The 22,703-nt window shown below is 38.3% G+C and carries 22 protein-coding genes; 12 read left to right on the top strand and 10 right to left on the bottom strand.

Translation table 11 applies throughout. From position 1 onward, the window contains the following. Positions 1 to 282: 282 nt before the first annotated feature. Together H6G44_RS03830 and H6G44_RS03825 are read left to right on the top strand one after the other, a co-directional pair. On the top strand, positions 283 to 1,602 hold the full coding sequence (locus tag H6G44_RS03830; RefSeq protein ID WP_190385042.1) for an amino acid permease: 1,320 nt from the start codon (positions 283 to 285) through the stop codon (positions 1,600 to 1,602). 576 nt (positions 1,603 to 2,178) lie between these two features. Further along, complete coding sequence (locus H6G44_RS03825) at positions 2,179 to 3,078, top strand: alpha/beta fold hydrolase (protein ID WP_190385041.1); 900 nt, start codon at positions 2,179 to 2,181, stop codon at positions 3,076 to 3,078. A 35-nt stretch (positions 3,079 to 3,113) separates the two neighbouring features. On the opposite strand, the gene H6G44_RS03820 is transcribed toward H6G44_RS03825, so the two are convergent. Continuing rightward, positions 3,114 to 3,452 (bottom strand): BON domain-containing protein, encoded by a 339-nt coding sequence (locus tag H6G44_RS03820; RefSeq protein ID WP_190385040.1) that lies wholly within the window; start codon positions 3,450 to 3,452, stop codon positions 3,114 to 3,116. Positions 3,453 to 3,694: 242 nt separating this feature from the next. Between H6G44_RS03820 and ilvN the strand changes: the two genes are divergently transcribed. Together ilvN and H6G44_RS03810 are read left to right on the top strand one after the other, a co-directional pair. After that, complete coding sequence (gene ilvN, locus H6G44_RS03815) at positions 3,695 to 4,213, top strand: acetolactate synthase small subunit (RefSeq protein WP_190385039.1); 519 nt, start codon at positions 3,695 to 3,697, stop codon at positions 4,211 to 4,213. A gap of 206 nt (positions 4,214 to 4,419) precedes the next feature. Then, the gene (locus tag H6G44_RS03810) at positions 4,420 to 5,430 is read left to right on the top strand and encodes an NAD-dependent epimerase (RefSeq protein ID WP_199291694.1); all 1,011 of its coding nucleotides are present in this window, start codon (positions 4,420 to 4,422) and stop codon (positions 5,428 to 5,430) included. 238 nt (positions 5,431 to 5,668) lie between these two features. Here H6G44_RS03810 and H6G44_RS03805 read toward each other — a convergent pair whose 3' ends face one another. The 5 genes from H6G44_RS03805 to H6G44_RS03785 all read right to left on the bottom strand — a co-directional run bounded on the left by H6G44_RS03805 (position 5,669) and on the right by H6G44_RS03785 (position 9,777). Continuing rightward, the gene (locus H6G44_RS03805; RefSeq protein WP_190385038.1) at positions 5,669 to 6,196 is read right to left on the bottom strand and encodes a YqeG family HAD IIIA-type phosphatase; all 528 of its coding nucleotides are present in this window, start codon (positions 6,194 to 6,196) and stop codon (positions 5,669 to 5,671) included. An 83-nt stretch (positions 6,197 to 6,279) separates the two neighbouring features. Beyond that, a complete protein-coding gene (locus tag H6G44_RS03800) occupies positions 6,280 to 6,852 on the bottom strand; it encodes a DUF3727 domain-containing protein (protein ID WP_190385037.1) in 573 nt (190 codons plus the stop codon). Positions 6,853 to 7,648: 796 nt separating this feature from the next. Next, positions 7,649 to 8,092: a Holliday junction resolvase RuvX gene (gene ruvX / locus H6G44_RS03795; RefSeq protein ID WP_190385036.1), complete on the bottom strand. Its 444-nt coding sequence runs from the start codon at positions 8,090 to 8,092 to the stop codon at positions 7,649 to 7,651. Position 8,093: 1 nt separating this feature from the next. Beyond that, the gene (locus H6G44_RS03790; protein ID WP_190385035.1) at positions 8,094 to 9,341 is read right to left on the bottom strand and encodes a GNAT family N-acetyltransferase; all 1,248 of its coding nucleotides are present in this window, start codon (positions 9,339 to 9,341) and stop codon (positions 8,094 to 8,096) included. 223 nt (positions 9,342 to 9,564) lie between these two features. Next, positions 9,565 to 9,777 carry a hypothetical protein gene (locus H6G44_RS03785; RefSeq protein WP_190385126.1) on the bottom strand — a complete coding sequence of 71 codons (213 nt, stop codon included), beginning with the start codon at positions 9,775 to 9,777 and terminating at the stop codon, positions 9,565 to 9,567. Positions 9,778 to 9,947: 170 nt separating this feature from the next. On the opposite strand from H6G44_RS03785, the gene H6G44_RS03780 reads away from it, so the two are divergent. Then, the gene (locus H6G44_RS03780; protein ID WP_190385034.1) at positions 9,948 to 11,729 is read left to right on the top strand and encodes a M61 family metallopeptidase; all 1,782 of its coding nucleotides are present in this window, start codon (positions 9,948 to 9,950) and stop codon (positions 11,727 to 11,729) included. 133 nt (positions 11,730 to 11,862) lie between these two features. Here the strand turns inward: H6G44_RS03780 and H6G44_RS03775 are convergent, their stop codons facing one another. From H6G44_RS03775 to surE, 3 genes are all read right to left on the bottom strand, one after another. After that, positions 11,863 to 12,603, bottom strand: a complete 741-nt coding sequence (locus H6G44_RS03775; RefSeq protein ID WP_190385033.1) for a 2-phosphosulfolactate phosphatase family protein — start codon at positions 12,601 to 12,603, stop codon at positions 11,863 to 11,865. Positions 12,604 to 12,766: 163 nt separating this feature from the next. Further along, entirely contained in the window at positions 12,767 to 13,147 is a 381-nt protein-coding gene (locus H6G44_RS03770; protein WP_190385032.1) for a DUF423 domain-containing protein, read from the bottom strand. Positions 13,148 to 13,200: 53 nt separating this feature from the next. Next, positions 13,201 to 13,998, bottom strand: coding sequence for a 5'/3'-nucleotidase SurE (gene surE / locus H6G44_RS03765; RefSeq protein ID WP_190385031.1), 798 nt, complete (start codon positions 13,996 to 13,998; stop codon positions 13,201 to 13,203). A gap of 1 nt (position 13,999) precedes the next feature. On the opposite strand from surE, the gene H6G44_RS03760 reads away from it, so the two are divergent. The 7 genes from H6G44_RS03760 (at position 14,000) to thiS (ending at position 21,379) form a co-directional block, all read left to right on the top strand. Beyond that, positions 14,000 to 14,146: a hypothetical protein gene (locus H6G44_RS03760; RefSeq protein WP_190385030.1), complete on the top strand. Its 147-nt coding sequence runs from the start codon at positions 14,000 to 14,002 to the stop codon at positions 14,144 to 14,146. Between the two features lie 120 nt (positions 14,147 to 14,266). Continuing rightward, the gene (gene pheS, locus H6G44_RS03755; RefSeq protein ID WP_190385029.1) at positions 14,267 to 15,259 is read left to right on the top strand and encodes a phenylalanine--tRNA ligase subunit alpha; all 993 of its coding nucleotides are present in this window, start codon (positions 14,267 to 14,269) and stop codon (positions 15,257 to 15,259) included. Positions 15,260 to 15,491: 232 nt separating this feature from the next. Continuing rightward, on the top strand, positions 15,492 to 16,670 hold the full coding sequence (locus H6G44_RS03750) for a class I SAM-dependent methyltransferase (RefSeq protein ID WP_190385028.1): 1,179 nt from the start codon (positions 15,492 to 15,494) through the stop codon (positions 16,668 to 16,670). Positions 16,671 to 16,943: 273 nt separating this feature from the next. After that, positions 16,944 to 19,055: an S-layer homology domain-containing protein gene (locus H6G44_RS03745; RefSeq protein ID WP_190385027.1), complete on the top strand. Its 2,112-nt coding sequence runs from the start codon at positions 16,944 to 16,946 to the stop codon at positions 19,053 to 19,055. 84 nt (positions 19,056 to 19,139) lie between these two features. Further along, positions 19,140 to 19,772, top strand: a complete 633-nt coding sequence (locus tag H6G44_RS03740) for a hypothetical protein (protein WP_242031626.1) — start codon at positions 19,140 to 19,142, stop codon at positions 19,770 to 19,772. A gap of 72 nt (positions 19,773 to 19,844) precedes the next feature. Next, the gene (locus H6G44_RS03735; RefSeq protein ID WP_190385026.1) at positions 19,845 to 20,882 is read left to right on the top strand and encodes a thiamine phosphate synthase; all 1,038 of its coding nucleotides are present in this window, start codon (positions 19,845 to 19,847) and stop codon (positions 20,880 to 20,882) included. Between the two features lie 284 nt (positions 20,883 to 21,166). Further along, a complete protein-coding gene (gene thiS / locus H6G44_RS03730) occupies positions 21,167 to 21,379 on the top strand; it encodes a sulfur carrier protein ThiS (RefSeq protein WP_190385025.1) in 213 nt (70 codons plus the stop codon). Here the strand turns inward: thiS and H6G44_RS03725 are convergent. After that, positions 21,376 to 22,611, bottom strand: a complete 1,236-nt coding sequence (locus tag H6G44_RS03725) for a glycosyltransferase family 4 protein (protein ID WP_190385024.1) — start codon at positions 22,609 to 22,611, stop codon at positions 21,376 to 21,378. The genes thiS and H6G44_RS03725 overlap by 4 nt on opposite strands. Positions 22,612 to 22,703 lie beyond the last annotated feature (92 nt).

The raw sequence follows: 22,703 nt of genomic DNA, 5'->3' as shown, positions 1-22,703 counted from the left end.
TCCACCTTTAATACCTTTAGCAGATATATTTCATTATATGCAAAAATTTAAATAAATTTATTCATAAAGATCAATAAATTTATAGTTTTTCCCTTTCTTATAAAAAATATCACAATTACTTAAGAATTAATTCTAACATAAAATCAGATTTTCTTGCCAAGGGTATTGACAATAGAATCAATAAAGGTGAGAATTTGTATGTATCTTTTTATATCTCACAAGGTTGAACGGATTAGAGATTTTTAGTTTAAAGATACTTTTATGTGAGGATTATGTGAGCTTATGAATAAACAAGAAGAACCAAATCAAACACCAGTAACACAATTATTTTCTCATCTGAAATTTGAAAATAATCAATTTCAACATCAACCCGGTAGTGTATTTGGAAATACAGCCTTAATTGTAGGAACTACTATTGGTGCAGGAATTCTTGGACTACCTGCAGTAACGTTAACCTCAGGAATTATACCATCAACAATTCTATTAATTATAGTATGGGTTTATACATTAATTTCCGGTTTATTAATTGCGGAATTAACTTTAAATGTCATGCACATTGAAGGAATTACCCATATAGGTTTATTAGCAATAATCGAAAAGATTCTCGGTAAAATGGGAGCGAGAATTGCCGGAATTGCCTATGTATTTAATCACTATGCCCTTTTAGTTGCATATATGACCGAAGGAGGAGAAGTATTAACAACAACAGTTAATCAAGTTTGGAAATTAGAAAATATTTTACCTCACTGGCCAGGAATCATCAGTTTTTTCTTAATATTTGGTGGTTTGATGTATTGGGGAAAAGATAGCTTAATTGAAAAAATTAATGGGCTATTTATCATTATTTTATTAGCTGCTTTTATAGGTTTATTAATACTAGGAGGAATGCAATTTAAACCCTCTCAATTATTAGTGCAAAATTGGCAAGCTGTAGGTAGCTCTATTGCTGTTATGTATGTAGCAATGTTTTTTCACAGTATTATCCCATTAGTTGTAACTCAATTAGAAGGAGATATTGTCAAAATTCGCCAATCTATGATTATTGGTTCTCTAATTCCCCTATTCATGTTTTTAGCCTGGAATGCCATTATTTTAGGGTGTATGACTCCAGATACTTTACAGGATAATTTTGGCAATGAAAGGGCATTTAACCCACTACAAATTCTCCGAAATGGTGAATCTGGACAATGGTTTGCCATGCTACTATCAATTTTTTCGGAATTTGCAATTATCACCTCATTTATTGGCATTACCTATGGTTTAGCAGATTTTTTTAAAGATGTTTTCACCATTACCAAAAGTGAGATTTCTCGTTTACCTCTTTATTCTTTAGTATTACTTCCACCTTTAAGCTTCGGAACATTAAATCCTAGCATTTTTCTTGATGCCCTAAAATATACAGGAACATTTAGTGTTTCCATTTTGGCGGGAATTATGCCAGCATTAATGAGTTGGAAACAACATCAAAAACCAGCATTTATAAATAGTAATTCTCAAACCCTAGTTCCTGGAGGGAAAATAACATTAATAATCCTAATTATAGGGGGATTATTCCTCATTGTGAGGCAACTTTTTTCAATACAGCGTTTTCCGCTCTTATAAGTTACAAAGTTTGACATTAAACTCTTGTGGTGCGGGCATTTTGCCCACTAGATATGTACCTCATAACATCAGGAAGTGCCGGATTAGGAACTGCTATATATCAATTTTAAAAGTGAATGAAACCCCTCTTATCGGGTAATGATAAGAGAGGGTTTGGAGCTAAAGTCCGGTAGGGTAATCGGGCTATTTAATATTTAATATTGATCCTGCTTTAATCTAGTCCCCCCTAAGATATATAAATTCATAATTATTATCTACAATTGGTATCATTATGGGACTTTGTACAAAAAATCCCTTGCTTGTAGAGAGCAAACAAGGGAATGCGTTGTTAAAGGGTCGTCAGGTGATCGGAATATTTAATTATTTAATATTTATTGAATATGTCTTAATTCCTCCTTTGGGTACATAAAAATTTGGAATATCAAAACATGATTTTATATTTTTGGTTATTAATATACAACAGTTTCCAATTATATACCGTCTCTTATCCCACAACCTTGACAAGATTACACCAAGAATACTAGAATGGGTTGGAGTACGTAAATTAGTTCCCTGCTAATTAATTAACAGATAATCGTGACTACCGCAATACATTGGCAGCAAAAAGTAGGTAATCAAAGGGATTGGGTGTGGCGTGGTTGGCAAACCCGTTATACTTATATTCGTCCTCCCCATAATTGTCCAAAAACAACACCCTTAATTTTACTTCATGGTTTTGGTGCTTCCATTGGTCATTGGCGACACAACTTAGAGGTTTTAGGTAGATCTCACACAGTTTACGCTCTGGACATGATTGGTTTTGGTGCATCGGAAAAAGCCGCAACCAGCTACAACGTAGAACTATGGGTAGAGCAAGTTTATGATTTTTGGAAAACCTTTATCGGTCAACCAGTGGTTTTAGTCGGTAATTCCATTGGTTCCTTGATTTCCCTGGTCGCCGCCGCTACCCACCCTGACATGGTAAAGGGCATAGTCATGATCAGTTTACCAGACCCCAGTTTAGAACAAGAAATGATCCCGACCGCCATGCAACCTCTGGTCAGGGGAATTAAAAGTATATTGACTTCCAGATTAATATTGAAACCTATATTTTACTTTGTCCGTCGTCCTAGTGTTCTCCGCTTTTGGGCGAGTTGGGCTTATAAGAATCCCCAAGCTATTACGGATGAACTTATAGACATTTTAGCCGGACCACCTCAGGATAGAGGTTCTGCTCGTGCCTTTAGAGCCTTATTTAAAGCAACAACAGGAGGTAATTTTAGTCCTAGTGTCAAGAAAATTTTGCCAAATTTAACAATTCCCATGCTGTTAATTTGGGGAAAAAAAGACCGATTTGTGCCTCCAAAACTAGCGCATCAATTTGTTGCCTACAATCAAAAATTGCAATTGCTATATTTAGAAGATGTCGGTCATTGTCCCCAGGACGAATCACCAGAACAAGTTAACCAGGCAATTTTAAATTGGATTGACAATTGACAATTGGTTAATAAAGCTCCTGAACCCATTCCCATTTAACTAAAATTGACTTGTGTTGTATCAATATCTGTACTACCATTAACAGTATGAGCCACAGAAACCATTTTGTTGAGAATATCCTGATTAGAAACTTGACCTTTTAAGACCACAGTGCTACCTGTTTGAGCAACCCATAAGTTATCAACATCATTAAGATCCGGATCTTGATCAAATGCCAATGCTACCCGCTTTGCCAAGCCACTTTGGTCATATTCTCCATTTAATCCTATACGTTCTGGGGCTATTTCTTGTGTAATAGCATCCTGATTAGAAACTGGATTAACTTGGGCGTTTTCCGATTTTTCTAACCCAAAAAGTCTTTGTAACCAACCCATAAATACTTTATTCCTGTTAATTGTCACCACTGAGAACAATATATGCTTTTGATTTCAAAACTGCATCTACCTTTGAAAATAGATACTTCAGCTAGATTTTTAGATAACTTTTTCCGAGGAAAGGAATGATTGTAATTATTAAGTATAAAATAAGAATTCAGTCCGACAACTCAGCGTGGTAAAAACTCGCTTCGCAGTTATGAGTGTCGGTCTACGTTCATGCCATGCTCCCTTAGTTGCCGATGAAACATACGCTGTCAGTAATTGTTGAAGATGAAGCCGGGGTTCTATCCCGCATTGCTAGTTTATTTGCTCGTCGGGGTTTTAATATTGAAAGCCTTGCTGTGGGACCTGCGGAACAGGAAGGTGTGTCCCGAATTACAATGGTTGTACCTGGTGATGACCGCATTATTGAGCAACTTACCAAACAATTGTATAAATTAGTTAATGTTCTCAAAGTGCAGGATCTTACAGAAATTCCCTGTGTAGAAAGAGAATTGATGCTTCTCAAGGTAAATGCTACTAGTAGTAATCGTTCAGAGATTATCGAATTATCTCAGATTTTCCGAGCGCGAATTGTTGATGTTTCCGAAGATTCTTTAACCTTGGAAGTTGTGGGTGATCCTGGTAAAATGGTGGCGATTGTGCAAGTTCTCCAAAAATTTGGACTTAGAGAAATCGCTCGTACAGGTAAAATTTCTCTTACTCGTGAGTCCGGTGTAAATACTGAATTACTCAAGTCATTACAGACAAAGGTCTAGTACCGTCCGACGGAATTAAAAATTAAAAATTCTGGTTATGAATTTTTAATAATTGATTGATTTACACCGTTATGTATTAGCTTGATTATAAAGAAGTTAACAATTGAGGTTTTCAATGTAATTAGGCAGCAAATAAAGTGTAACTACTATGTTTGCTGCTATTATTTTAATTTCCAAGGAAAGTTATCTCAAACCGGCGTGCAATTATGGCAAAAATTTTAGTTACAGGTGCGGCTGGTTTTATAGGTTTTCACCTCAGTAACCGCTTATTAGAAAGGGGAGATGAAGTTTTTGGTTTGGATAACCTTAATGATTACTATGATGTAACTTTAAAACAAGACAGACTCAAGCGACTTTTAGAAAAACCAGGTTTTAGCTTCCATTTATTAGATTTAGCAGACCGGGAAGGCATTCCCAAATTATTTACTAAATCTAATTTTGATCAAGTTGTCAATTTGGCTGCACAACCAGGGGTTCGCTATTCCTTAAAAAATCCCCATGCGTACATAGATAGCAATTTAGTAGGATTTGTCAATATCTTAGAAGGTTGTCGGCATACAAACGTACAACATTTGGTATTTGCTTCTTCAAGTTCAGTTTACGGTGCAAATACAAAAATACCCTTCTCTGTTCACGACAATGTAGATCATCCCATGAGTTTATATGCAGCTACTAAAAAAGCTAACGAATTAATGGCCCATACTTACAGTAGTTTATATGGCTTACCAACTTCAGGATTACGCTTCTTTACAGTTTACGGTCCTTGGGGTCGCCCTGATATGGCCTTATTTCTCTTTACCAAGGCAATTTTAGCAGGACAACCTATTGATGTTTTTAATTACGGTAAAATGAAGCGGGATTTTACTTATATTGATGATATTATTGAAGGTGTAATTCGCGTAGTTGACCACGTTGCCGAATCAAATCCCAACTGGTCGGGAAATACACCTGACCCAGCGACAAGTTATGCACCATACAAAAATTACAATATCGGTAATAATCAGCCAGTGGAATTAATGCACTTCATCGAAACCTTAGAAAATTGTTTGGGAATCAAAGCAAAGAAAAATTTGCTCCCTATGCAAGCTGGTGATGTGTCGGTAACTTATGCTGATGTTGATTCCTTAGTGGAAGATGTTGGGTTTAAACCCAATACCTCAATTGAGGTGGGTATTGAGCGATTTGTGCAATGGTATCGGTCTTATTACCAAGTTTAGTTTAAAAAATATACAGCGCCAATCTCTCTATAGTGAAAGTTGGCGCTGTACGGTTTTATATTTATTCGTTATCCGCTAGGGTCTTTTTCGGCTGACCCTGATATTATCGACATTAATCATCGCCTATTTTTTTTCAACTATGTACTTTCTTAAGTATTTCTTTATATTTACTTTCCTGACCAATTATGGATCTTTATGGAGATTTCTATCTCAGTCACAGGTCCAATCAAAATTCCCATCAATGTTTTTTATTGGTGATAGACGCGCCTAAAATCTCTGAGATCCAGACTTCAATATTGCGGATAGGATGGGAACGGAAGGCAGTAAAATCAGGATGGATAATTGGTTCAACTAAAATAGTAAACATTCCTAAGCGATTACCCGCTAAGACATCTGTAAACAAGCGATCGCCCACCATACCTACTTGATAGGCGGGTAAATTCATTTCTTGTAGCGCTGCTCTAATTTTCCGCCGGGAGGGTTTAGCCGCACCCAGGTAGTAAGGTAAATTCAGAGAACGGGCAATACCACCAATCCTTGCTTCACTTAAATTATTACTAACTAACCACAATGCTGTACAACTACGGATTTCTTCTATCCATGCTTGCAGTTCTGGAAAGGTAGAACCGGCTGTTATGGGTACTAAAGTTTCATCTACATCCAATACTAGCCCTTTCAGCCCATATTTTTGGATTAGATCTGGTGTCAGCGTTAATACTGAACCTGGTAAAGTCAAGTTAGGCTCTAATAGATGATTGCGAGTCATAATTTTTGGATAGTTACCTTGAGCTTCTTAAGTATGGAAGTCAAGGTCGACCTTTTACTCCCATACTTAAATTTTGATGCTAATTACTCAACTTCATTAAAAAGATGTTCTTCTAAGAGGGGTTGAAATTTACGGAACTCTTCGGGAGAAAGTAATTCTGGTTCACCGGTTTTTGTAATTCTGGCAAAAAAGAGCAAGGGGTCGAGGGGAGTATAAATTGCATACTCCTGTTCATCATGATAAAAAGTGGCAATTTCCATTAATTGCTCTGGTTCTAAACCGTTTTCTTCATCTTCAATTTCTAAAGTGAAGAACTTCGATTCATCTTCAGGAGGCAACTCACCTGCTACAGTCAAGGCATAAGCAGTATTCTTGAGAATCAGATTTTGCTCAGAAAGCACAGCTTGGGCAGTGCCGAAAATTTCGTCTATGATTTCATCATCTTCCACCAAAACGGCTTCTTCTTCGTCCCCATCAGCTTGCCAAGCAAAAATTTCTATTGGTGCATCTACGGGGAGAAGGAGAACATATTTTTCCCCCTCTACTGAAAGTGTATGCTCAATATAACATTCTAGTGTCCGTTTTAGCTCGTCTGTTAAAATCAGAGAACTTTCGGAATCGTGATCATTGTCTTCAGAAAATTGAGATGAAACCATAGCTGGATTATGGAACTGTAAAAATACCCTTAAATATGGAAATCATTGAACCGCTAAATGATAGCCCTTTTGACATAAATCACTTCCCGGTGTTATGAGGTACGTATCTAGCGGGCAAGATGCCCGCACCACAAGAGTTTTATGATTCAACTTTGTACCTCATCTTCAGCGGAAAACGCTGTGTCTCCTCTTTCTTTCATGAGAGAGGATTCCTTAACGCTTCATTGGGTTGTACTATCAAAATAGTCTTAGCCCCTCAACGTTCGTTTAAAGTCTCCCAATGCCATCAGGCGACTGAACAGAATTCTACCATAATAGTCGAAAAGCCATTCTAGTAGATAGGGCTTGTCTCCCATTTTGGTCAGAGGTGGTTTTCTCCCCAAGCGTTAACTTTCCTCCAGTGGGCGAGGTAGTTGCATTGCTGCAAATTTTGATTGAGTTTAAATCCTGTGTCGTCTAGCTCCCATGAAGATTTTACCTATTCGGAGGTCACGAACTAGAACTATGGAATAGAACCGTATATCTTCAATTGTCAAGGTACAGAGGGTCCGTTAGGCAGCTAGGTTTTTAGACAGGTTAATTACCGTTCCTGTTGTGAAAAGTGTAACACCATTAAGTACAAAGGCGATAACCCTTTACCTACTTTAACCAATCTTTACAAAAGGAAAAACTCTAGGCGGTTAAAACCGCAGGATTCGCTTATATCTCAGTACGCTTTGTGACTGAGTTTTACTTTTACTGAGTATTCTTGTAATATTTTTTATACAATTAAAGTTAAATCCGCTGAAATTGTCAATCAATTGCGTCTAGCGTCTAGCCATTGTTGTAAAATCAAGGCGGCAGCTTTCCGATCAATTAAACCCTTATTTCTTGATGGAGAGCGATTTTCAGCTATCAGCAATTGTTCTGCTTGATGGGAAGTTAATCTTTCATCCATGTATTCTAGAGGAAGTTTCAGCGCGTCCGATAATCTAGCTGCAAATTTTTGCACATGACGGGCTTGAAAACCAATAGAACCATCCATTGAATAAGGTAAACCCACCACTAGAATTTGTACTTGTCGTTCGTTAACTATTTGCTGAATTTTCTCCACATCTTCGACAAAAGATTTACGCTCAATTGTGGTTATACCTGTAGCAATTAACCCAGTTCCATCACATCCAGCTAAACCGATGCGCTTACTACCAACATCCACACCTAAGGCAGAAATAAATGATTTTGATGGCTGTTGATAGATCACGCTATTGTTGCTCCTGGGGTGTATCTGTAGCTGAATCTGATGGACAAGGTGTGTCCATTATATGGGAGTTTTGGTGAGTGAAAGCCACAATGTCCGAGGGGATTGGTATGGGTCTTTCTGGTTGTACCTGCTGTGGTTGCGGTATCCATGACATACCCCCAGGGATAGGTTTCCTGGTTGGTTGTAGTCCCTGTAACATTTCTTGCCACTGAATCCCTTCTAAGGAGACAAATTTTGATTCTCTGAGTTTATGCCAGACTGAGCGAGACATGATCAGGGTATGTTCTTTACGTTTAGCCCCAACGCGCTCTAAATATTCTTCTCTCTCTGGTTGATAGTCAGAAGAAGCCAATTGTAATCCTTGTTGGGGAAAATCTTGGGCAATGCGGGCTAATTGAGACAACAGTTCAGGATACAACCAAGTATAAGCAGGATGTACCGTTAGAGTGGCTATATGGGGCTTTGTCCCTGTGCGATCAAGTTGCACCTGAAAATAACCAATGGCTGCTTTCCGCTGGGGTTCAAAGACATAACCGCTGACAACTTCTGTTTTTGTCATCCATTGCTTGAAGGCCTCACTAATGGCAGCAAAGAAAGTAGTTTTAAAATCATGGGTGTGCCGGTCAAATACTTGCCTGACTAAAGGTGGCATTGATGCTGTATCTAATTGATATAGTAAGGGAGCATCAGCATTACTGACTGGTAAGAGATTGGGTAAATCCGGTTCGGTTTGAATTAATTCTGCTAATAACTGGGGACTAATTTCCCAGTATGTCATTTCTGCCAGACGTTGAAACCCATTGTGGCGATATAGTGCTAAGGCATCAACGTCATTAATATTAACTTCTAATATCCATGTCCGCGCTTCTAAAATTGATTCAAAACAATGGCGCAGAAGTTGTGAACCTATGGACATTCGATCGCCAATTTTTGCTAACATTACCCGGTCAATTCGCCAAGTGCTGCGGGTACGGTTAAAGGGCGATACTTGAATCATTCCTAATAGCACCCGTCCTTGTTCGGCAATATAGCCCCAAAAGCGGTACTGTAAAGGGTTAGGAAACCAACTTAAGAATTTAAGTAATCCGTACCAACGTCGTAGCCATTGCATTTGCCCCATGACTGCACCAGCTTCTTGGGGAGAAAGATGGGACAACGATTCTTGAGTTAAATGATCAATTCCATCCAGGTCCCTATGTTGGACTGGTCGGATAATAACACTGAGGTGTCGAGGGAGTAGTGAAGTCATTTTGATTCAAGCCGCCATTTAACCTTTACAAAATACGATGATTGATGTAATGCTGCAATCATTTTAATGGTTTTTTGCTCTAAGTTCTTATTTCCAAAGAGTGATTTTCCTAACTAAATATGTAAAAAAATATAAAAAGCAGAAATCGTGAGTGTACCTGTGGGTTAAAAACTACAAGATCTGCCCCTATTCTAGCTTATTTTTGGGAAAAATACCTTTAAATCTAGAACCCTTGGCGAGAAGCGAATTTTTCAAAGTCGGCTTGGGTTTGATGAAGTAATTGTTGACGACTATCTTGTATTGTTTGTTTGCTGTTGGGAACCAAGTTAGGAACTAAGTTACGAGCTTGTAGTGCCATGTGTAGTTGTAAATGAGCAACGTATTCACTTGTATCCTGATTATCTACAGTCGCGCTTGTTAATAGATTTGATTCCATTGCCATTGGGTTCTCCTTGGTGAATTTGGTGTAATTGCTTTACTAGACTAGATCAAAAGTTATCATCTTGTTTACCTAGCTTCTTATTTCGTAATGAAGGGAATAGACAAGAGGGAATATTTTTTCCTAATGATAACCGACTACTGACCACTGACCAATAATTAAACACCATGACTGAAGCAACAGGACTACGTCTGAATACTCAATTTTCAGAAATTTCTCCCAAAATTCATTATTTAGTGGGAATGTCTCAACCAGAAACCCATCTATTTGAGGTAACTTTACACATTGTTAATTATCCATTAGCCGTTCTCGATTTAAAAATGCCTGTGTGGACTCCTGGTTCATATTTGGTGCGGGAATATGGCAGACATTTACAAGATTTTGCGGCTTTTGCTGATCATCAACCTTTATCTTGGTATAAGGTTAGTAAAAATCATTGGCAAGTTGCAAAAAATAATGTTTCACAAGTAACTATTTATTATCGTGTTTTTGCTAATGAATTAACAGTTCGTACAAATCATTTAGACGCAACTCACGGTTATTTTAATGGGGCAGCATTGTTTTTAAGAATCCCCGGTTGGGAAAATTTACCTATACAAATAACTGTAATTCCTGCTAACCCTAAATGGCAAATAACTACTGGTTTACCAACAGTTGCAGAAACCACAAATACTTTTTTAGCCGCAGATTTTGATACTTTGGTTGATAGTCCTTTTGAAATTGGTAATCATCAATTATATAAGTTTGCTGTTTTAGATAAACCCCATGAATTAGCAGTTTGGGGAAAAGGCAATTTTCAACCACAAAAAATGATTGTTGATTGTCAAAAAATCATTGAGGTAGAAGCACAAATGTTTGGTGGTTTACCCTATGATAGATATGTATTTTTTCTGTATTTACTTCAGCAGGGCTTTGGAGGTTTAGAACATAAAAATTCCTGTTCCTTAATTTATCAACGATTTGGATTTCGGACTCAAGATAAGTATGAGCCGTTTTTACAATTAGTAGCCCATGAATTCTTTCATTTATGGAATGTTAAAAGAATTCGTCCTCAAGGTTTAGAAGTATTTGATTATGACCAGGAAAACTATACAACATCTTTGTGGTTTTGTGAGGGAACAACCAGTTATTATGATTTAATAATTCCTTTACGAGCAGGTATTTATAATACCAAAGCATATTTGAATTATTTGAGTAAGGAAATTACTAGATATTTAAAAACTCCAGGACGAAAGGTACAACCTTTATCCGAGTCGAGTTTTGATGCTTGGATTAAACTTTATCGTCCAGATGCTAATAGTGGTAATTCTCAAATCTCCTATTATATTAAAGGGGAAATGGTATCACTTTTGTTAGATTTATTAATTCGCGTTCATCATGGAAATCAGCGTTCTTTAGATGATGTAATGCGGCAAATGTGGGAGCAGTTTGGTAAACAGGAAATTGGTTATACTCCAGAACAATTAATAGCAGTAATTGAGTCTGTAGCGGGTATGGATTTAGGAGATTTCTTTAACTGCTATTTGCATGGATTAGCAGATTTACCTTTTAATCAGTATTTGCAACCTTTTGGTTTACAATTAGTAGAAGAAAAGAATGAAGAACCTTATTTAGGGGTGAATATAAATACTGAAAATGGACGGGAAATAATTAAATTTGTCGAAACTGGTTCACCGGCACAACAAGCGGGAATTGATGCTGGAGATGAGTTATTAGCAATTGATGGTATTAGAGTAGGAAATCAGTTAAATGAACGCTTGAAGGATTATCGAGTCAGTGATTCCATTGATATTACAGTCTTTCATCAAGATGAATTGCGGACTTATTCTGTCATTTTAGCTGCATCAATTCCTGGGAAATATCAACTTAAATCTGTGGAAAATCCTTCCTTATCAGAAATGGAAAATTTTAGAGGTTGGTTGGGTGTACCTTTGACAAGTATTCAGTAATATTATCAGAGAAATTTCTGAATCAGAATCTCTAGAATTAAGAGATTAACGGGATAAAAAAATGCAAAATATAGATAATTAAATCCCGGAAATCTTTAAACATTTTTAATTCTGATTCAAAGAAATTTCTGGGTTATTTATTTTGACTTTTTAATACTCCTGGTTCTTGCTGAATTGGCAAAATATCTAAAGTATCAATTTGGGAACAATATTTCAGGTCTTCCAAACATTCTAAACCTAATAATCGTTGACCATGACTAGCTTGATGAAGTAGTCCTAATAAGTCATTTTGCCATTGGGAATAAAGAGCAATCGCACCAATTACCTCATCATTACCACTAATTTCTGTTAGGGAACAATTAGTTTGTTGCCAAATACTATGAGCGATCGCTCCAGCACATACTGTATCCTCTAAAGAATAACTACCCTCCCAACCAGAACCAACAATCCAGACAGTTTCCGGTTGCTTTTCCAAAAGAAATTTCACCACAGATGCCCGATTAATTAAAGCTGCTGCAAGGACAATAGGGGCGTTTTGTATCCGTTTTAAAGCCCGTGTACCATTGGTGGTACTGATAAATAACCGTCGTCCTGCAACTAATTCCGCTGTGCAATCCAAGGGTGAGTTACCTAACTCAAAACCAGCTACTTTAGCTCCACCCCGTTCTCCAGCCCTTAATCGCTTTTCTGAAGGCCATTGTTCACTCACGGTCATGAGTTGATCTAAATCGCTGAAAACCTGTACAGCTTCCCCTCCAGCGGCTAAGACTGTCGCCATGGTGCTAGTTGCTCGCAGAACATCAACAGCGATCGCGCATTCGGGAACTATATCAATTGGGGTTAATTCGGGAGTGTGATATATGAATATCTTCACGTGCTGGCTACACCTATTTCATAAGACTGCGGTAATATTCTAACTACTTGATGACCCTAACGGATGATACTATTTATCAATGAATTATATGGAATAAGTCAGAGGTAACAAGTAGCAGGGTGTTTTAAGTGATAATTTACACCCTATTTTATTGTTATTTTGATTAAAACTTGATAGTTGTACCAGCAAAAGCTAAAGTACCCCAACCAATCATTAACGCTAATCCTCCTAATGGTGCAACTGCTCCCCAGGATTTGATACCTGTTAAACTGAGAGTATATAAACTACCGGAAAAAATCACTACACCAATAATAAATAACCAACCACTAACCAAAAGTATAATTGGTGGATTTTCCCAACGACTGATCAAAATGGCAACTAACAAAAGTGCGAGAGCGTGGTACATTTGATAACGAGCAGAAGTTTCAAATATTTCTAAAGAGCGATCGCTAATTTTTTCCCGCAAAGCATGAGCACCAAAAGCGCCTCCAGCAACAGACAAACCGCCAAAAATCGCGGCTATAGTTAAAAAAAACTGTGTCATCTGACCTATTAAACATCAAAATGATATGATACAGCCTTTTATTCAGTCTGAATTTATAGTAATTTCAACTCCCATGTAGATAGCTGATTCAGTCCATGCCCATAAGTCAGATTATATTGCAACGGAGTAATACTGATGTATTTATTTTGAATAGCATGAACATCGAGGGGAATGTGAGTTGGTAAATTTAACTCTAGGGGTGGTTCTACATCCTCTATCACCTCTCCAGTTAACCAGTAATAAGTTTTACCTCTAGGGTCAGTTCGCTGGTCAAAAACATCTATATAGCGTCTAACTCCTTGTCTAGTGAAAGTAACACCAGCAATTTCCTCCCAAGATAAAGGCGGAATATTAACATTAAGTAACATTAAATCTGGCAGAGGTTCAACAGCGATTTTAGCCACCAGAATTTCGGCAAAATTAGCCGCTGGTTGAAAGTCTTTATGAGTATGACTAGTTAAACTAAAAGCAATGCTAGGAATACCTTCTATCAAACCTTCCATTGCGGCCGAAACCGTCCCAGAATAAAGAATTTCTGTCCCTAAATTTGCACCCTGGTTAATTCCAGACAGCACTAAATCCGGTGGAGAATCTAATAAAGCCCATAATGCCAATTTTACACAATCAGAAGGCGTACCATCACAAACCCAAGCTTTAATTTGAGGATCAAAACCCGATTCCACTATTTCAGCCCGAATTGGTTGCATCAAAGTTAACCCGTGTCCAGTTGCTGATCGCTCTCTATCTGGACAAACTACAGTCACTTCATGACCCGCAGCGGACAAGGTATTGGCTAAGGTGCGAATACCCAAAGCAGAAATCCCATCATCGTTACTAATTAGTAATTTCATTATGTCAGTTGTTAGTGGTCAGTGGTCAGTTGTCAGTGGTCAGTTGTCAGTGGTCAGTTGTCAGTGGTCAGTGGTCAGTTGTCAGTTGTCAGTTGTCAGTGGTCAGTTGTCAGTTGTCAGTGGTCAGTTGTCAGTGGTCAGTTGTTAGTTGTCATTAGGAAATAATATTACCTGTAACCTGTAACCTGTAACCTGTAACCTGTCCCCTGTTCCCTATTCCCCTTTCCCTGCTATAGACTAATGACTAATCACCAATGACCAATGACTAATGACTAACAATTTAGAGGATCAACTTTTAGCATTACGCCAGGAGGGAGAAACAGCCATAGCCGCCGCTGATACCCTAGAACGCCTAGAAGAACTCAGAGTTAACTATTTAGGCAAAAAAGGAGAATTGGGGGCGTTATTGCGAAGCATGGGGCAAATGAGTGCAGAAGAACGTCCTAAGATTGGGGCGATCGCCAACACAGTCAAAGAAGCCATTCAAAACAGCCTAGACCAGCAACGCACATCCTTAGAATCCGCTCAAATTCAGGAACAGCTAGAGGCAGAAACCATAGATGTCACCATGCCCGGTATTTACCGTCCCCAGGGTCGAATTCATCCCCTCAATGGCATTATTGACCAAACTCTAGATATTTTCGTCGGTATGGGTTATACTGTTGCCCAGGGATCGGAAATGGAAACAGACTACTACAATTTTGAGGCGCTTAACACTCCTCCAGATCATCCAGCCCGTGATATGCAGGATACCTTTTATTTACCAGATGGTAATTTGCTGCGGACTCATACCTCCTCAGTGCAAATTCGCTACATGGAAAAAGAAGAACCACCCATTCGAGTTGTGGCCCCAGGTCGAGTATATCGCAGAGATGATGTAGATGCGACCCACTCAGCAGTTTTCCATCAAATTGAACTTTTAGCCATAGATGAAGGACTGACATTTACAGACCTCAAAGGAACTGTAAAAGTATTTTTACAATCAATATTTGGTGATTTACCAATTCGTTTTCGTGCCAGTTATTTTCCCTTTACTGAACCTTCAGCCGAAGTAGATTTACAATGGAAAGGACGTTGGTTAGAAGTCATGGGTTGTGGGATGGTTGACCCCAATGTATTAAAATCTGTAGGTTATGACCCAGAAGTTTATAGCGGATTTGCTGCTGGTTTTGGTGTAGAACGTTTTGCTATGGTATTACACCAAATTGATGATATTCGCCGTTTGTATAATAGCGATTTGCGTTTTTTACAACAGTTTTAATTATTTACAGCGTTTTCCACTGAAGATGAGTTACAAAGTTGAATCATAAAACTCTTGTGGTGCGGGCATCTTGCCCGCTAAATATATACTTCATAACACCGTTGCTCAAATGAAGATGAGTTATAAAACTCTTGTGGTGCGGGCATCTTGCCCGCTAAATATGTACTTCATAACACCGTTGCTCAAAATCCCCCTATCCCCTAAAGTTAAAAATGCTGCGTTATTCTTAATCATGTCTGACTCCCAAGTAAGTGCTGCTGTTGCTAAACTCTACGATACCTACCCATTCCCTCCCGAACCCATACTAGATGAACCACCACCAGGTTACAATTGGCGCTGGAATTGGTTAGCTGCTTACAACTTCTGCACCGGGAGAAAACCACAAAATCAACATATCCGTATCTTAGATGCTGGTTGTGGTTCAGGAGTAGGAACGGAATATTTAGTACATCTTAACCCCTACGCGCAGGTAGTCGGAATAGATTTAAGTGCTGGTACATTAGAAGTAGCAAAAAAACGTTGTCAGAGTTCCGGTGCTGATCGTGTAGAATTTCATCACCTGAGTATTTATGATGTAGACAAGATACCAGGACAATTTGATTTAATTAACTGCGTTGGTGTGCTTCATCATCTACCAGACCCCATTCGTGGTATTCAATCATTAGCGAAAAAACTCGCCCCAGGTGGATTAATGCACATCTTTGTCTATGGAGAACTGGGAAGATGGGAAATACAACTAATGCAACAAGCGATCGCTCTCCTGCAAGGTGATAAACGCGGTAACTATCAAGATGGTGTCCACATTGGCAGAAAGATCTTTGCTTCGTTACCAGAAAATAACCGTATTGTCAAGCGAGAAAAAGAAAGATGGTCATTAGAAAACCAGTGGGATGAATGTTTTGCTGATATGTACGTACATCCCCAGGAAACTGATTACAATATTGATACATTATTTACATTAATAGACGCTGCTGGTTTAGACTTTGTGGGGTTCTCAAATCCTGGTTTTTGGCAATTAGAAAATTTGTTAGAAAAAGCACCGGAGTTAATTGAGCGAGCAGCAGAACTCACAGAACGTCAACGTTATAGATTAGTAGAATTACTAAATCCAGACGTAGCACATTATGAATTTTTTCTCAGTCGTTCTCCCTTACCCAAAACCGACTGGTTAGCAGATAACAGATTATTAGCAGCTATACCCGAACTTAACCCCTGTATAGATGGTTTTCCCAGTCAATGTATATTTAACTATGATTATCAAATTGTTAAGTTATCAACAGCAGAATTTGAATTTATGCAAAACTGTGATAGTAAATCTACCGTAGCAGAGATTTTAACCAAAGTGGAGTTTAACTTAGATGGAGTTAGACATCTTTGGAAACAACATCTCATTTTACTGACACCCGGTTAAAAGGTGCTTTACTTTGTAAAGTATAACTTAGAATTTTATTGCTGGCAAAACTCTTACCGGACTTTCTTTAATACTAATAAATCCACAAATATTCGTAATTATCCGCCCTTATGTACCGATATTTAATTTAAATCCTTCCTGAGCAACTTTAAATATCAAAACTCTGTCAATTAAATATCCGTTTTAGGATACAGCAGTTCCCGGCATCTATCAAGCAAGCCGAATATACTGTATTTTTCCTTTTGCCTGAATAATACTTTTCGGAGCTTTCTAATGGTTAATTCTCGTCTTGTTGCCACACTCTATGTTAATCCTGTTACAGGAAAAGATACTAATAATGGTTCTCGCCCTGCTCCCTTCAAAAGTATGACCTGCGCCCTCAAAAAAGCGAAAACATCAACAATTATACAGTTAGCCAAGGGAACTTATAGCACAGCTAACGGTGAGATATTTCCCCTAGTCATTTCACCAGGAGTCTTAGTAGTAGGAAATGAGGCAAATAAAGGTGAGGAAATTATCATTTCTGGTAGTGGGGAATATCAAAGTCCTAGTTTCGGGGCGCAGAATATCACTTTACTATTATTAGGTGATGCCAGTCTTTTAGGTGTGACAGTGATTAATCCTGCAACTAAAGGTACTGGACTGTGGATTGAATCATCAATACCCACCGTAGCCAATAGTACATTCAAGAACTGTACCAGAGAAGGAATTTTTACCACAGGTAATGCTAAACCAGGGATTGTAGATAATTTGTTTATTAATAATAAAACAGGTGGGTTAGTTATAGCTAAAAATAGCAAAGGAGAAGTATTGCGGAATGTATTTGAAAATAATCCCTTAGGTATAGCAGTTAGTGATTTTGCAGCCCCTCTGATTGCCAATAATAGACTTTCAGCCAATGGAACAGCCATTGCCCTATCTCGTGGTGCTAAACCCGTATTACGGCGAAATCTCATTGCTGGTAACACCCAAGGAGGCCTTTCAATTGCTGGTAATGCCATTCCCGATTTAGGTAGTCCCCAAGACCCCGCAGACAACATTTTTCGAGAACAGGGTAAATTTGATTTACAAAATGTTACAGATCAAAAAATCACCTCCGTTGGTAATCAATTAAGTATTACTCAAGTAATTGGGGCGATAGACCTTCTCGCTGCTACCGCAGATACTCCCAGTCAAACGGGAATTAGCAGTAGATTTGCTGATTTAGAAGGACATTGGGCGGCTGCTTTTGTAGAAGCTTTGGTTAGTAAAGGTTTTATTGGCGGCTTTCCTGAGGGCACGTTTCAACCAGCTACACCGATTACCCGCGCCCAATATGCGGCCTTGATGACAAAGACATTTGAACTACCTGAAAGTAAGCAATTAGATCAATTTAAAGATGTCAAATCAGACTTTTGGGCGGCCAAAGCCATAGCCAGTGCTACCGATAGAGGCTTTTTAAAAGGCTTTCCCGATGGCACATTTCGACCTAGTAATAATATTACCAAAATCCAGGCCTTAGTGTCCATTGTCAACGGTTTAAACTTGAGTGGTGGTAATCCTAACGTCTTAATGGTATACCGAGATCGCGCCCAAATTCCCAGTTACGCTACCAATGCCACTACCGTAGCTACACAAAAACTATTAGTTGTTAATTACCCCCAAGTAGATCAATTAGAACCATTGCGGGAAATTACCCGGGCTGAAGTGGCAGTTTTAATTTATCAAGCATTGGTGGCCACAGGTCTAGAAAATCCTCTCCCCTCTGCCTATATTGTCAAACCAGAGACAGAGATTCCCTCCTTTTCCGATATTGTCGGCCATTGGGCAGAACCATTTATTCGCGCCTTAGTTAGTATGAACTTAACCCAGGGTTTTACTGATGGTACATACCAACCAGATCAAGTTATGAGCCGTGCCCAATACACAGCCTTAATTGCGGCGGCTTTTAATCCCCCAGCTAAACGTCCGTCCCCAGAATTTACAGATATAGCCAAGGATTTTTGGGCAGCTAACGCCATTGAAATAGCAGCCAGAGGCGGTTTTGTGGGCGGATTTAGCGATCGCACCTTCCGTCCTACCCAAAACGTCCAACGACTACAAGTCATAGTCTCCTTGGTCAACGGACTCGGACTTGCGGTAACTGAACTACCGGCAGCTGCGCCTCGCCATCAAAAAACCTTAACCTATATTGACGAAGATAAAATTCCCGAATATGCCCGGACAGCAGTTACTATCGCTACCCAGCAAAGAATTATTGTTAATTATCCAGATCCCAATTTACTAGCACCGACCAGAGAAGCCACCCGTGCTGAAGTTGCAGCAATGGTATATCAGGCATTAGTAGCTAGTCAACGCACAAAAGTTATTAACTCACCTTATGTTATTTTGCATATCAGCAATTGACGATTAGAATGGAAAACACGGCCTATCAGTTTTGCAACTTGTGAAAAAAACTCATGTAGCTAAAAATACGTTAGGCTAGATGCGATGGGTGAAATGTTTATACCTATTGCCTATAACTCACAACCCATGTTAACAACAGACCCAATCACTCAAACTTTTGCCGTTCCCGCGGAATTAGCAGTTAAGTTATTAACTCACTATAGCTTTGATCTGAATGGATACAATGTTAGTGAATTAGTTAACCAATGGCAATCCGCATATCCTCTTCATTGGTTACATTTAGCAGTTATTGAAGCTTTGTATCAAGGTCGTTATAAAGCCATTTCTGTACAGCAAATCTTGACCTTTTGGCAACGAAAGGGAGAAACAACCTATCATTTCAATATGGAATTTGAACGGATGATTTGTAGCAAATTCCCTGAACGCCTCACTTCTGCGTCTCTACCAATTTTACCAGCCACCAAACAGGAAATCAGGATGGAAGAATATAAACATCTCCGGTTATTACCTGCCCCAGTTAGTTATAAGTATCAAATAAATAATAATTTACAGCCAATTGAGCAAATTCCTCCCCAATCTGTCCCACAGATGATGCTATCACCAACTGCCAATCATCCCCCTATTGGTCAGTTTATGCCCCAAAGGAGTGACTGTACTGAATCTTTCACGTCTAAGCTTAAAGCCCTCACTAGTGAAAGTTTGGAGCTTGTTTTTTAGTAAGTTATCCATTGTCCGTTATGAATTAGGAATGACGAATAATGTACAAAACATTAAGAATGGAGTTTGAGAATGGTTTTAGACCACAGTCACATACAGCAAACTGTTTATCGCATTTTAGACGCTAATTTAGATCGCGCTCGTGAAGGTCTGCGAATTATTGAGGAATGGTGTCGTTTTGGTTTAAATAATTCCGAATTTTCAAGTATATGTAAACACCTACGCCAAGAGTTAGGGATTTGGCATACTGTGGAAATTCGAGCAGCAAGAGATACACCGGGAGATCCAGGAACGGATTTAACTCACCCTCAAGAGGAAAAACGGGTTGATATTACATCTCTATTACAGGCTAATTTTTGCCGTGTCCAGGAAGCGTTGCGGGTATTGGAAGAATATGGCAAACTTGATGACGGGAATATGGGGATAGCTTGTAAAAAAATACGTTATCAGGTTTATACTCTGGAAAGTAATTTGATGGGTTATCAACGTCATCAGTTATTATGGCGATCGCATTTATACCTGGTAACCTCTCCTGTAGATAATTTACTGGCAATTGTGGAAGCGTCCCTTCAAGGTGGATTAACTCTGTTACAATATCGAGAGAAAACCGCTGATGATTCTGTGTGTTTAGAACGGGCTATGCAGCTACGGCAGTTATGTCATCATTACGGTGCTTTATTCATTATAAATGATCGAGTAGATTTAGCTTTAGCTGTAGATGCTGATGGTGTCCATTTGGGACAACAGGATATACCCATTGCTGTAGCGCGTCAATTACTAGGAAGTCAGCGCCTTATTGGTCGCTCCACCACAAATCCGCCAGAAATGCAAGGGGCAATTAGCGAAGGTGCGGATTATATTGGTGTGGGACCTGTGTATGAGACACCGACTAAAGCGGGTAAAGCCGCAGCGGGTTTAGAATATGTTAAGTATGTTTCTCAAAATTGTCAAATTCCTTGGTTTGCAATTGGGGGAATAGATATGAGTAATTTAAATGATGTCATGAATGCGGGAGCGCGACGGGTAGCTGTAGTGCGATCGCTTGTCCAATCGGATCAACCTACTCTAGCAACTCAATATTTTCTTTCTCAACTACACAGAATTAAATAAATCAGGAGTAGTGACAGTAATTTCAAGGTGATACTTTTGAAAGATTACTATAGCAGAGAACAGAGTTAAAAATCTTTTGGCCTATGGTTTTTTAAGTAAATTCTGTATTTCATTCAAGTGCATACCGCTATAGTAGCAAACATCAGAAATGGATTTCAAGAATGTAAAATTGACAATTGGAGATTAAATACCTATTTTATCCCCTTTATGCTTTGATACTGCACATTCTAATTCTGATTAAATCATTATTTTCATCAGTTCTCAATTTAAACTTTTACCCCTTTATGTCCAATCAAATTAATCTCCAAGTCAATGGAGAAACTCATCATTGTATATCCCCAATTACTTTACCCGAATTACTCCAACAGTTGGGTTTTAATCTTCGCTTAATTGCAGTAGAATATAACGGTGAAATCTTACATCGTCAATTTTGGACAACAACTGAAATCAAAAATGGTGATTGCTTAGAAGTAGTCACCATCGTTGGTGGTGGTTAATTCAACAAACAAGAATAACCAGATTCAGGACTATATAACCAACGATGATAGGTTTTCCTTTTCGCTAATTCCTTACCTTGACGGCCGAGTTTTTCCCGAAGCTGTGAATCTTGACACAAACGATTAAAAGTTTGTAAAACCTCATAACCAGAATCGGGATTTACTAACAAGCCATTTTCTTGATGATGAACTGCATCTAAAACACTACCTAAACGAGAAGCGATTACAGGTTTACCAAAATAACCAGCTTCTAAATAAACCAGTCCAAAATTATCTCTGGTTTGATCCTCATGATAATCTGAATTTAACATAGCAAAAATATCACAAGCTATATAATAACCGGCTAAATCCCGTTCTGGAACATATCCTGCAAAATGTACTCTTTGATCAATTCGTAACCTTTGAACTTGGGATTTTAACTGGGTTTCACAAGATCCTTTACCACAAATAATGCAATGAACATCTACACCAAAATTTAGCAATACGGGAATATTATCAATTATTCGATCAAAATTTTTATATTTAACCAAATTACCCACAGAAAGAATAACTATTGCTGTTTCAGGAATATTGTAACCCTGACGGATGCGTTTACGCAAATCATCAATATGACTAAGACTAGTAGGATTACCAAATCTTTCTGGTCTCACGACTGGGTTAATAACATGAGTGGGTGTATCCAAGCGAAAAGTATTTCTTAAAGAATTGCGAATATAAGAACTATTACAAACAATTCCAGCAGCGCGTTTGAGAGTTAATTTTAATAACCATCTCCACAACGGATTACTAGCTACACTTAATAAATCATTCCCATGTAAATAGATAAAAAAGCGAATTGGTAAAATATAACTGAGTACGAATAATGCTGGAAAATCATACCCATGACACCATTCAATATAGCGGTAATGATAGCGAAAATATAACTTAATAGCCAATAAAAAAGTAGCACTAATATTAAAACCAGATTGGATCATATTTCCTAACCAGTTATCACACCAATTAGGAAAATTAAACCAACGATAAATGGGAAATTGTTGAGATTTATCAAATTTTTTATCCCCAGGACAACCACCAGCGAGAACAATTACCCGATCTGGATCTTGTAAACAACGATTATAAACATATTCACCAATTACAGCCTCCTCTGGGCAGAATGTTCGGGAAATAACGAGGATATCTGGATAAGTTGTTTTATCTCTAACTTGTGACCCTAGCTGTGATATATTTTCCATAATTAAGCTTGATAAATTAACTGGAATTAGGGCATTATCTTAAATTCTTGTAGGGGTTTAGTATTGCTAAACCCCTACTTTATATAGAAATA

The organism is Aphanizomenon flos-aquae FACHB-1287 (genome assembly GCF_014698755.1).
Taxonomy (GTDB): Bacteria; Cyanobacteriota; Cyanobacteriia; order Cyanobacteriales; family Nostocaceae; genus Dolichospermum; species Dolichospermum flosaquae.
The sequence above is the reverse complement of the archived record's forward strand: the minus strand, read 5'-3'. Positions and strand labels throughout refer to the sequence as shown.